Origin of the sequence: Pseudomonas plecoglossicida NBRC 103162 = DSM 15088, assembly GCF_000730665.1 — a bacterium.
Taxonomy (GTDB): Bacteria; Pseudomonadota; Gammaproteobacteria; order Pseudomonadales; family Pseudomonadaceae; genus Aquipseudomonas; species Aquipseudomonas plecoglossicida.
The window spans coordinates 1-12,363 of sequence record NZ_BBIV01000033.1; the positions used below are offsets into that span (position 1 = coordinate 1).

Genomic DNA, 12,363 nt, shown 5'->3' on the forward strand with positions numbered 1-12,363 from the left:
GGGGCGGTGGTGACTTTTTTGTGGGAGCCGGCTTGCCGGTGATGAGGCCAGTGCAGACAAACAAAAACCCCGCATCCTTGCGAATGCGGGGTTTTCTGGTCTGCACCCATGGCGCGCACCCTACGGCTTGTGGCCGGTGCCGCCCTCAGGTTTCAACCCATCAGGCCAACGCTTCGCGCGGCTTGCCAAGCATGCGGTCGCAGACCACGGCCCCCACCAGCGTCACCACCGAAGGTACCAGCCAGGCCAGGCCCTGGTCGCTCAGCGGCAGATGGGCCATGAAGTCCGGCAGTACGTGGGCGAGGTTGCTGCCCTTGATCGCATCGACGATACCGAACACCAGCGATACCAGCATGACCGGCGCGAGGATGCGCGTTGGCGAATTCCACAGGTCTTTGACGAAGCTCAGGCCCACCACCACGATGCACGGCGGGTAGATGGCGGTCAGCACCGGGATCGAGAACATGATCAGCTTGGTCAGGCCCAGGTTGGAGATCACCAGCGAGAAGCCCGCCAGGATCACCACCAGCGTGCGGTACGACAGCGGCAGCATCTGGCTGAAGTATTCGGCGCAGGCGCAGGTCAGGCCAACGGCAGTCACTAGGCAGGCCAGGGCGATCAGTACGGCCAGGAAACCACTGCCGAGCGAGCCGAAGGTGTGCTGCACGTATGCGTGCAGTACCGCTGCGCCGTTGGTGGCGCCTGCGGCGATTTCGTGGCTGCCGGCGCCCAGGCGGAACAGGCTGATGTACACCAGCGCCAGGCCGACACCGGCGATCAGGCCGGCGATGATGGCGTAGCGGGTGATCAGCTTCGGCGACTCGACACCGCGCGAGCGGATGGCGTTGACGATGACGATACCGAATACCAGGGCACCGAGGGTATCCATGGTCAGGTAGCCATCGGAGAAGCCCTTGGAGAACGCAGCGGCAGCATAAGCCGGCTGCGCTTCACCAATGGTCCCGGCAGGCAGCGCGAAGGCGGCAATGGCGAGCACGGCCAGGGCGATGATCTTCAGCGGCGCCAGGAAGCGACCCACGGTGTCGAGCAACTTGCCCGGGTACATGGACACTGCCAGTACCACGATGAAGTACACCAGGCTGTAGATGAACAGTGCCAGCGGGCTTTCGCCGGTCAGCGGCGCCACACCCACTTCGAACGACACGGTCGCGGTGCGCGGGGTCGCGAACAGCGGGCCGACCGAGAGGTAGCACACGGCCGCCAACAGCCCACCGAAGAACTTGCCGATCGGGCTGCTCAGGGCATCCATGCCGCCACCGACCTTGGCCAGGGCGACAACGGTGATGACCGGCAGACCCACTGCGGTCACCAGGAAGCCCAAGGCTGCCATCCAGACATGCGGACCGGATTGCAGGCCAACGATAGGCGGGAAGATGATATTGCCGGCGCCCACGAAAAGCGCGAACGTCATAAAGCCAAGCGCCAGGATATCCTGGCCTTTTAAAACTTTCATTTAGGATAGTACCACACTGCTGAAATCGGGATTCGAGAAGGGATTTCCCCATGGATGAGGGAAATGCTGCCCGGCTTGATAGGCCAGACCCGTTTAGCGTGTCGTTCCCTTTTGGGGTACGGGCACAGAGTGAGCGCGTAGATTAACCGTTTTACCCGGCAAACGCACTGCCATGGTGCTGCTTGTCCGATGTGCGTACATGTTTGTCGTCTGAGTGAGCGATGAGGCCAGTGCGGCCACTCCCCAATCCCAGAAACGACAAAGGCCACCCGAAGGTGGCCTCTGTGCGCGTGGGGGTACTATGTGTTACTTACTTCTTGGCTTCCCAGCCAGTCAGCTCGGCCAGGGCCTTGCCGATGTCAGCCAGGGAACGCACGGTCTTCACACCAGCGTCCTGCAGGGCGGCGAACTTCTCGTCCGCAGTGCCCTTGCCGCCGGAGATGATGGCGCCAGCGTGGCCCATGCGCTTGCCCGCAGGTGCGGTAACACCGGCGATGTAGGAAACGACTGGCTTGGTCACGTTGGCCTTGATGTAGGCCGCGGCTTCTTCTTCAGCCGAACCGCCGATCTCACCGATCATGACGATCGCTTCGGTCTTCGGGTCTTCCTGGAACAGCTTCAGGATGTCGATGAAGTTGGAACCCGGGATCGGGTCACCGCCGATGCCGACGCAGGTCGACTGGCCGAAACCGGCGTCGGTGGTCTGCTTCACAGCTTCGTAGGTCAGGGTGCCGGAACGCGAAACGATACCGACCTTGCCTGGCAGGTGGATGTGACCTGGCATGATGCCGATCTTGCACTCGCCCGGAGTGATCACGCCTGGGCAGTTAGGGCCGATCAGGGTCACGCCCAGTTCGTCGCACTTGACCTTGGCGTCCAGCATGTCGAGGGTAGGAATACCTTCGGTGATGCAGACGATCAGCTTGATGCCGCCGAAGGCCGCTTCCAGGATCGAGTCCTTGCAGAAAGGAGCCGGAACGTAGATGACCGAAGCGTCAGCGCCGGTAGCTTCTACCGCTTCTTTCACGGTGTTGAACACCGGCAGGCCCAGGTGAGTGGTGCCGCCTTTGCCTGGGGTCACGCCGCCAACCATCTTGGTGCCGTAGGCGATGGCTTGTTCGGAGTGGAAAGTACCCTGCGAGCCGGTGAAGCCCTGGCAGATGACTTTGGTGTCTTTATTGATCAGGACGCTCATTACTTGCCCTCCGCAGCTTTGACAACTTGTTGAGCAGCGTCGGTCAGGCTGGTTGCCGCAATGATGTTCAAACCGCTTTCTGCCAGTACTTTAGCGCCCAGTTCGGCGTTGTTGCCTTCGAGGCGAACAACAACCGGTACTTTGACGCCGACTTCTTTCACTGCACCGATGATGCCTTCGGCAATCATGTCGCAGCGAACGATGCCGCCGAAGATGTTGACCAGAACGGCCGCGACATTGCTGTCGGACAGAATGATCTTGAACGCTTCGGTAACGCGCTCTTTGGTAGCGCCACCGCCAACGTCGAGGAAGTTGGCTGGTTTGCCGCCGTGCAGGTTGACGATGTCCATGGTACCCATGGCCAGGCCGGCACCGTTGACCATGCAGCCGATGTTGCCTTCAAGGGCAACGTAGTTCAGTTCGAACTTGGCAGCGTGGGCTTCACGGGCGTCGTCCTGGGACGGGTCGTGGAAGGTCTTCAGCTTGGGCTGACGGTACATGGCGTTGGCGTCGATGTTGATCTTGGCATCGAGGCAGTGCAGGTCGCCGTCGGCCTTGATGACCAGCGGGTTCACTTCCAGCAGCGCCAGGTCGTGATCCTTGAACAGCTTGGCCAGGCCAACGAAGATCTTGGCGAACTGTTGAACTTGCTTGCCTTCCAGGCCCAGCTGGAATGCCAGCTCGCGACCCTGGAACGGCTGAGCACCGACCAGCGGGTCGATGGTGGCCTTGAGGATCTTCTCAGGCGTTTCGTGAGCGACTTTCTCGATGTCCACGCCACCTTCGGTGGAGGCCATGAACACGATACGGCGGCTCGAACGATCTACGACAGCGCCCAGGTACAGCTCTTTGGCGATGTCAGTGCAGGATTCGACCAGAATCTTGGAGACGGGTTGACCGTTGGCATCGGTCTGGTAGGTGACCAGATTCTTGCCCAACCACTGTGCAGCGAACGCCTTGGCGTCTTCCTTGCTGCGAACCAGCTTGACGCCGCCCGCCTTACCGCGACCACCGGCGTGAACCTGGGCTTTGACGACCCACTCGGAACCACCGATCTTGTCGCAGGCTTCTGCCGCTTGCTCAGGGGTATCGACTGCGAAACCCTTGGAAACTGGCAGGCCGTATTCAGCGAACAGCTGCTTACCCTGATACTCGTGAAGATTCATGCTTTTTACCGTCTTCGTTAGGTACTGCGCTTCGGCGCTGCGCCATTGCTGGCGCCGCACCACCTGTGACCGATAGACCCCGGGTTATCCCATGTAGTCCGGTCCGGCCGACGTTCCGCGGTGAGTCATGCACGCAAGACTCACGACGGGCAGCCCGCCGTGGTTTCTTATAATTAACGCTTCTTACGGTTGGCCACGTGAATGGCGCCGCCATTCACTGCCAGCGCTGCTTCATGCAGCGCTTCGGACAGGGTTGGATGGCTGAAGACCATCATGCCCAGATCCTCGGCACTGGTGCCGAATTCCATTGCGATCGCGCCCTGCTGTACCAGCTCGGCAGCCGATGGGCCAATCACGTGCACACCCAGTACGCGGTCGGTCTTGGCATCGGCGATGACCTTGACGAAACCACCGGTGTCGTTGGCTGCCATCGCACGGCCGCTGGCCGCGAACGGGAAGGTGCCTACGTTAACCTCAACACCCTCGGCCTTCAAGGTTTGTTCGGTCTTGCCGACCCACGCGATTTCCGGGTGGGTGTAGATGACCGACGGGATCAGGTCGTAGTTCATCTGGGCTTTGTGGCCCTTGATGCGCTCGACGACCATGATGCCCTCTTCCGAGGCCTTGTGCGCCAGCATCATGCCACGCACCACGTCACCGATGGCGTAGACGCCAGGGACGCTGGTAGCGCAGTGATCGTCGACGAAGATGTAGCCACGCTCGTCGATGGTCACGCCGCTGTCGGAGGCCAGCAGGTCGGTGGTCACCGGACGACGACCGACCGCAACGATCAGCTTGTCGAAGGTGATCTTCTGCTCGCCTTCGGCATTGGTGTAAGTCACTTCGACTTCGTTGCCGTTGACTTTCGAGCCGGTCACGCGAGCGCCCAGCTTGATGTCCAGGCCTTGCTTGGTGAGGGTCTTCTGGGCTTCTTTCGACACGGCAGTATCGGCAGCCATCAGGAAGGTGTCCAGGGCTTCCAGGACGGTGACTTCAGCACCCAGGCGAGCCCATACCGAGCCCAGCTCCAGGCCGATCACGCCAGCGCCGATCACGCCCAGGCGCTTCGGTACCGACTGGAATTCCAGGGCGCCGGTGGAGTCGACGATGACGTTCTGGTCGACCGGAGCCGGCGGAATGTCGATCGGACGCGAACCGGAAGCCAGGATCACGTTCTCGGCTTCGATGACTTCGGTGGTGCCGTCAGCCTTGGTGACTTCGACTTTCTTGCCAGCCAGCAGCTTGCCGTGGCCCTGGATCGAAGTGACGCCATTGGCCTTGAACAGGGTGGCAACGCCGCCGGTCAGGTTCTTGACGATGCCAGCCTTGCGGCCAACCATCGCGGCCACGTCCATCTTCACTTCGCCAGTGGAGATACCGTGGACGTTGAAGCTCTCTTTGGCTTCCTTGTACTTCCAGGAGCTGTCCAGCAGCGCCTTGGACGGAATGCAGCCTACGTTCAGGCAGGTGCCGCCCAGGGCCAGCTTGCCCTCGGCGTCGGTGTACTTCTCGATACAGGCAGTCTTCAGACCGAGTTGGGCAGCCTTGATGGCAGCCACATAGCCGCCAGGACCTGCACCAATCACCACTACGTCGAATTTCTGGGTCATAAAAGATTCCTTTTTTAGCTTCAAGCAGCAAGCTGCAAGCTACAAGACGAGCAGGCTTCTGCTTGAAACCTGCCGCTTGCCGTTTGCAGCTGCGCGATTAGATGTCCAGCAGCAGGCGAGACGGATCTTCCAGCAGGTTCTTGATGGTGACCAGGAAGGTTACCGCTTCCTTGCCGTCGATCAGGCGGTGATCGTACGACAGCGCCAGGTACATCATCGGGCGGATTACCACCTGGCCGTTGACGGCCATCGGACGCTGGATGATGTTGTGCATGCCGAGAATGGCAGCCTGCGGCGGGTTGACGATCGGGGTCGACATCATCGAACCGAAGGTACCACCGTTGGTGATGGTGAAGGTGCCGCCGGTCATTTCTTCGATCGACAGCTTGCCGTCACGGGCCTTCTTGCCGAAGGTGGCGATGCCGTTCTCGATTTCAGCCAGGCTCATCGACTCGGCGTTACGCAGCACCGGTACCACCAGGCCACGGTCGCTGGAGACGGCAACGCCGACGTCGGCGAAGCCGTGGTAGACGATGTCGTTGCCGTCGATCGACGCATTGACTGCCGGGAAGCGCTTCAGCGCTTCGGTGGCGGCCTTGACGAAGAACGACATGAAGCCCAGGCGCACGCCGTTGTGGGTCTTCTCGAACAGGTCCTTGTACTTCGAACGCAGGGCCATGACTTCGGTCATGTCGACTTCGTTGAAGGTGGTCAGCATCGCCATGTTCGACTGGGCTTCGACCAGACGCTCGGCGATCTTGGCACGCAGGCGGGTCATCGGTACGCGCTTCTCGGTGCGGTCGCCAGCGGCGGTCACGACCGGAGCAGCGGCAGCAGCGGCAGGCTTGGCAGCCGGAGCGGCGGCAGGTGCCGACTTCTTGTTGGCAACCGCGGCAACCACGTCTTCCTTGGTCACGCGACCACCTTTGCCGGTACCGGCAACGGTAGCCAGGTCGATGCCGTTCTCTTCAGCCAGCTTGCGTGCGGCTGGAGCGGCGACCGGGTCGTCTTCGCCAGCGTCGGCGGCAGCGGCAGCCGGAGCAGCAGCGGCTGGAGCGGCGGCGGCAGCGCCACCTTCAACGATCGAACCCAATACTTCGTCGGACAGGACGGTGTCGCCCTCGCCCTTGACGATGGCACCCAGCACACCGTCAGCGGTGGCCAGCACTTCCAGGACGACCTTGTCGGTCTCGATGTCGACGATCAGCTCGTCACGCTTGACGGCTTCGCCCGGCTGCTTGTGCCAGGTGGCAACGGTGCCGTCGGCAACCGATTCCGGGAAGGTTGGGGCTTTGATCTCGATAGCCATTATCAGTGTTTCCTTAAATTCGGTTTCAGGTGCGCGAAGGCGTTAGACAGTGAAGGCGTCTTGCAGCAGTTTTTCCTGCTGTTCGGCGTGCTTCGAAGCGTAACCACAGGCTGGCGCGGCAGAAGCGTCGCGGCCAGCGTATTCCAGGACCAGTGCCTTGTTGTGGCGGCCCAGGATACGGCGCATGTGGTGCTGACTGCTGTACCAGGCGCCCTGGTTCATCGGCTCTTCCTGACACCAGACCGCATGCTTGAGGTTGCTGTACTGCGCCAGGATTTCGACCAGGTCGTCCTCAGGGAACGGATACAGCTGCTCGATACGCAGGATCGCGATGTCTTCGCGGCCTTCGGCACGGCGTTTTTCCAGCAGGTCGTAGTAGACCTTGCCGCTGCACAGGACCAGGCGTTCGACCTTGGCCGGGTCGATTGCATCGACTTCCGGGATCACGGTCTGGAACGAACCTTCTGCCAGGTCTTCCAGCGTCGAGATGGCCAGCTTGTGGCGCAGCAGCGACTTCGGTGTCAGGACGACCAGCGGCTTGCGCAGCGGGCGGATGACCTGACGACGCAGCAGGTGGTAGATCTGTGCCGGGGTGGTCGGTACGCAGACCTGGATGTTGTGCTCGGCGCACAGCTGCAGGTAACGCTCCAGGCGCGCGGAGGAGTGCTCCGGCCCCTGCCCTTCGTAGCCGTGTGGCAGCAGCATGGTCAGACCGCACAGGCGGCCCCACTTGTGCTCGCCGCTGGTGATGAACTGGTCGATCACCACTTGCGCACCGTTGGCGAAGTCGCCGAACTGGGCTTCCCAGATCACCAGCGCGTTCGGCGTGGTGGTCGAGTAGCCATATTCGAAGGCCAGTACTGCTTCTTCCGACAGGAAGGAGTCGTACAGGTCGAAGCGCGGCTGGCCCGGGAACAGGTTCTGCAGCGGTACGTAGGTGCTGGCGTCCTTCTGGTTGTGCAACACCGCGTGGCGGTGCGAGAAGGTGCCACGGCCGATGTCCTGGCCGGTCATGCGGATCGGGTGACCTTCGAACTGCAGGGTGGCGTAGGCCATGGTCTCTGCATAACCCCAGTTGATCGGCAAGCCACCGGCCTGCATCTTCTGGCGGTCTTCGTAGATCTTCGAGACCTGACGCTGGACGACGAAGCCTTCTGGCAGTTCCAGCAGCTTGGCCGACAGTTCCTGCAGGGTCTTGAGGTCGAAGCGGGTGTCGTGACGCGCGGTCCAGGCATGGCCCAGGTACGGACGCCAGTCGACGAACAGCTCGCGGTTCGGCTCCTTGACCAGGCTCTTCACCACGTGCAGGCCGTTGTCCAGCGCGTTGCGGTACTCGTCGATCTTGGCCTGGGCACGCTCGGCGTCGATGCGACCGGCCTGGATCAGCGCTTCGGCGTACAGCTCACGGGTGGTGCGCTGCTTGCTGATCTGCTGGTACATCAGCGGCTGGGTACCGTTCGGCTCGTCGGCCTCGTTGTGGCCGCGACGACGGTAGCAGACCAGGTCGATGACCACGTCACGCTTGAACTGCATGCGGTAGTCGACAGCCAGCTGGGTCACGAACAGGACCGCTTCCGGATCGTCGCCGTTCACGTGCAGGATCGGCGCCTGGATCATCTTGGCAACGTCGGTGGCATACTCGGTGGAGCGCGAGTCCAGCGGGTTGCTGATGGTGAAACCGACCTGGTTGTTGATCACGATGTGCACGGTGCCGCCGGTCTTGAAACCGCGGGTCTGCGACATCTGGAAGGTTTCCATGACCACGCCCTGGCCGGCGAAGGCAGCGTCACCGTGGATCGAGATCGGCAGCACCTTGTCGCCGACGGTGTCGTTGCGACGGTCCTGGCGAGCACGTACCGAACCTTCCACCACTGGCGAGACGATCTCCAGGTGGGACGGGTTGAACGCCATGGCCAGGTGGACTTCGCCGCCCGGGGTCATCACGTTGGAGGAGAAGCCCTGGTGATACTTCACGTCACCGGAGCCCAGCTCGTTCATCTTCTTGCCTTCGAACTCGTCGAACAGCTCGCGCGGGTTCTTGCCGAAGGTGTTGACCAGGACGTTGAGACGGCCGCGGTGGGCCATGCCGATCACAACTTCCTTGGTGCCATAGGAGCCGGAGCGCTGGATCATTTCGTCCAGCATCGGGATCAGGCTTTCGCCACCCTCCAGGCCGAAGCGCTTGGTGCCTGGGTACTTGGTGCCCAGGTACTTCTCAAGGCCCTCACCGGCGGTCACGCGCTCGAGCAGGTGAGCCTGCACGTCGGCGGAAAACTCCGGACGACCGCGCACGCTTTCCAGGCGCTGCTGGAACCAGCTGCGCTGCTCGGAATCGGTGATGTGGGTGAACTCGGTGCCAATGGTGCGACAATATGTCTTCTGGAGTGCCTCGAAGATGTCGCGTAGGCTCGCTTCCTCTTTGCCGATGAACAGGTCGCCGGCACGGAAGGTCGTATCAAGATCGGCATTGGTCAAGCCGTAGTGATTGATCGACAGGTCTACGGGCGCAGGGCGCTGCCACAACCCCAACGGGTCGAGCTTGGCAGCCTGATGGCCGCGCATACGATAGGCCTGGATCAGTCGCAGAACTTCAACCTGCTTCTTCTCGTGTTCTGTGCTCACGCTCCCGGCGGATACCGGTTGGGCGCGGCGCTGGTTCTTTGCCAGCAGTACGAAATGGTCGCGGATCGTCGAGTGCGATACATCGGTAGCGGTGCTGCCATCAGCAGGCAACTTCTGGAAGTAAGTGCGCCACTCTTCTGGCACAGCGTTAGGGTCGTGCAGGTAGAGCTCGTAGAGCTCTTCCACATATGCAGCGTTACCACCTGAAAGGTGGGCGCTTTCCCACATGCGCTGCATCACGCTTTCTTGCATGCTTGGTCACCCTCGGTTAGGGGACTGATCGGCGAGAGCCAGAGCAAACCTGGAAAAGTCCGAACACAGCGACTGAACCACGCCACTTGGATCCTGCTGATTTTCCGGGTACCAGCCCGGAAAGCCCCTGCTGGTCTCATATCTTCATAGGTATCGAGCGCGGGCTTTCTGGGCCCTTGCTCAGGTTTTACCTCAGTGCGGGCTCACCACCCGCACCTCGGCTTACTGCAGTTACAACACTTTGAATCAGGTGCCGCTTTGCAGCAGCATGTTACGTACATGGCCGATTGCCTTGGTCGGGTTCAGACCCTTCGGGCAAACGTTCACGCAGTTCATGATCCCGCGGCAGCGGAATACGCTGAACGGGTCATCCAGGGACGCCAGGCGCTCCTGGGTCTTGGTGTCACGGCTGTCGGCCAGGAAGCGATAGGCCTGCAGCAGGGCGGCGGGGCCCAGGAACTTGTCCGGGTTCCACCAGAACGACGGGCAGGAGGTCGAGCAGCAGGCGCACAGGATGCACTCGTACAGACCGTCCAGCTTGTCGCGATCTTCCGGCGACTGCAGACGCTCGATGGCCGGAGCCGGCGTATCGTTCTGCAGGAATGGCTTCACCTTCTCGTACTGCTTGTAGAAGATGCTCATGTCGACCACCAGGTCACGAATGACCGGCAGGCCTGGCAGCGGACGCAGAACCAGCTTGTTGCCCTTCACCACACCCGACAGCGGGGTGATGCAGGCCAGGCCGTTCTTGCCGTTCATGTTCATGCCATCGGAACCGCACACGCCTTCACGGCAGGAACGACGATACGAGAAACCCTCGTCCTTTTCCTTGATCAGCGCCAATACATCCAGAACCATCAGGTCCTTGCCGCCGGTATCGACGTCGAACGACTCCATCTTGGGCGCCGAGTCGGTGTCCGGGTTGTAACGATAAACTTCGACTTTCAACATAGCAGCCACCCTTAGTAAGTCCGGACTTTTGGTTCGAAGGCTGGAACAGTCTTCGGCGCAAAGTTGACGCCACGCTTGGCAACGCGCTTCTCACCCGGGTAGTACAGGGTGTGGCACAGCCAGTTTTCGTCGTCACGGTCTTCGAAGTCTTCACGGGCGTGAGCGCCGCGGGACTCTTTACGGGCTTCGGCCGCAATGGCGGTAGCTTCGGCAACTTCCAGCAGGTTCTGCAGCTCCAGCGCTTCGATACGCGCGGTGTTGAAGGCCTGGGACTTGTCGTTGATCTTGACGTTGGCGATGCGCTCGCGCAGGCCAGCCAGCTGCTCGATACCCTTCAGCATGTATTCGCCAGTACGGAATACACCGAAGTAGTTCTGCATGCAGCTCTGCAGTTCGCGCTTGAGGCTTGCAACGTCTTCGCCAGTGGAACGCTCGTTGAGCTTGTTCAGGCGGCTCAGGGCAACATCGATGTCGGTGTCGCTGGCGTCGAGGTGCTCGATGCCGTCGCTCAGCGCCTTCTCCAGGTGCAGACCGGCAGCGCGACCGAACACCACCAGGTCGAGCAGCGAGTTGCCGCCCAGGCGGTTGGCACCGTGAACCGATACGCACGCCACTTCACCGACCGCGAACAGGCCAGGAATGATGTGATCCTTGCCTTCTTCGTCCATGGTGATGGCCTGGCCATGGATGTTGGTGGCAACGCCACCCATCATGTAGTGGCAGGTTGGCACGACCGGGACCGGCGCGACCACAGGGTCGACGTGGGCGAAGGTCTTGGACAGTTCGCAGATACCTGGCAGGCGGCTGTGCAGCACTTCCTCGCCCAGGTGGTCCAGCTTCAGCAGTACGTGGTCCTTGTTCGGGCCCACGCCGTTGCCGGCGATGATTTCCTTGACCATGGAACGGGCGACCACGTCGCGGCCGGCCAGGTCTTTCGCGTTCGGCGCGTAACGCTCCATGAAGCGCTCGCCGTGGGCGTTGATCAGGTAGCCACCCTCACCGCGGCAACCCTCGGTGACCAGTACACCGGCGCCGGCGATGCCGGTCGGGTGGAACTGCCACATCTCGATGTCCTGCACCGGCACGCCGGCGCGCAGGGCCATGCCGATACCGTCACCGGTATTGATCAGGGCGTTGGTGGTCGAGGCGTAGATACGGCCCGCACCGCCCGTGGCCAGAACGGTGGCCTTGGACTTGATGTACATGGTTTCGCCGGTTTCGATGCAGATCGCGATCACACCGACGAAGGCGCCTTCCTGGTTTTTCACCAGGTCGACAGCGTAGTACTCGTTGAGGAAGGTGGTACCTGCCTTCAGGTTGCCCTGGTACAGGGTGTGCAGCAGCGCGTGACCGGTACGGTCGGAAGCGGCACAGGTACGGGCAGCCTGGCCACCCTTGCCGAAGTCCTTGGACTGGCCACCGAACGGACGCTGGTAGATACGGCCGGTTTCGGTACGCGAGAACGGCAGGCCCATGTGATCCAGCTCGAAGACCGCGGCCGGGCCTTCCTGACACATGTATTCGATAGCGTCCTGGTCACCGATGTAGTCGGAGCCCTTGACGGTATCGTACATGTGCCAGCGCCAGTCGTCGTTCGGGTCGGCCGAAGCGATGGCGCAGGTGATGCCGCCCTGGGCGGATACGGTGTGCGAACGGGTCGGGAAGACCTTGGTGACCACGGCTGTCTTGTGACCGCCCTGAGCCAGCTGCAGCGCTGCGCGCATGCCGGCACCGCCGCCACCGATGATGATGGCGTCGAAGGAAATAGTTGGAATGCTAGCCAT

General features: G+C 61.6%; 8 protein-coding genes. All 8 read right to left on the minus strand.

Annotation, left to right across the window (positions count from 1 at the left end; genetic code table 11):
• Nucleotides 1-160 precede the first annotated feature (160 nt).
• The 8 genes from brnQ to sdhA all read right to left on the minus strand — a co-directional run bounded on the left by brnQ (nucleotide 161) and on the right by sdhA (nucleotide 12,363).
• A complete protein-coding gene (gene brnQ, locus PPL01S_RS17880) occupies nucleotides 161-1,474 on the minus strand; it encodes a branched-chain amino acid transport system II carrier protein (RefSeq protein ID WP_016393103.1) in 1,314 nt (437 codons plus the stop codon).
• A gap of 310 nt (nucleotides 1,475-1,784) precedes the next feature.
• Nucleotides 1,785-2,669 (minus strand): succinate--CoA ligase subunit alpha, encoded by an 885-nt coding sequence (gene sucD, locus PPL01S_RS17885; protein WP_016393102.1) that lies wholly within the window; start codon nucleotides 2,667-2,669, stop codon nucleotides 1,785-1,787.
• Complete coding sequence (sucC, locus tag PPL01S_RS17890) at nucleotides 2,669-3,835, minus strand: ADP-forming succinate--CoA ligase subunit beta (protein ID WP_011534748.1); 1,167 nt, start codon at nucleotides 3,833-3,835, stop codon at nucleotides 2,669-2,671. Before sucC ends, sucD begins: the two co-directional genes overlap by 1 nt.
• 173 nt (nucleotides 3,836-4,008) lie before the next feature.
• Nucleotides 4,009-5,445 (minus strand): dihydrolipoyl dehydrogenase, encoded by a 1,437-nt coding sequence (gene lpdA / locus PPL01S_RS17895; protein ID WP_016393101.1) that lies wholly within the window; start codon nucleotides 5,443-5,445, stop codon nucleotides 4,009-4,011.
• Nucleotides 5,446-5,542: 97 nt separating this feature from the next.
• Nucleotides 5,543-6,754: a 2-oxoglutarate dehydrogenase complex dihydrolipoyllysine-residue succinyltransferase gene (gene odhB / locus PPL01S_RS17900; protein ID WP_016393100.1), complete on the minus strand. Its 1,212-nt coding sequence runs from the start codon at nucleotides 6,752-6,754 to the stop codon at nucleotides 5,543-5,545.
• A 42-nt stretch (nucleotides 6,755-6,796) separates the two neighbouring features.
• The gene (locus PPL01S_RS17905; RefSeq protein ID WP_028625102.1) at nucleotides 6,797-9,628 is read right to left on the minus strand and encodes a 2-oxoglutarate dehydrogenase E1 component; all 2,832 of its coding nucleotides are present in this window, start codon (nucleotides 9,626-9,628) and stop codon (nucleotides 6,797-6,799) included.
• Between the two features lie 246 nt (nucleotides 9,629-9,874).
• Entirely contained in the window at nucleotides 9,875-10,579 is a 705-nt protein-coding gene (locus PPL01S_RS17910; protein WP_012315348.1) for a succinate dehydrogenase iron-sulfur subunit, read from the minus strand.
• An 11-nt stretch (nucleotides 10,580-10,590) separates the two neighbouring features.
• Complete coding sequence (gene sdhA / locus PPL01S_RS17915; RefSeq protein WP_016393098.1) at nucleotides 10,591-12,363, minus strand: succinate dehydrogenase flavoprotein subunit; 1,773 nt, start codon at nucleotides 12,361-12,363, stop codon at nucleotides 10,591-10,593.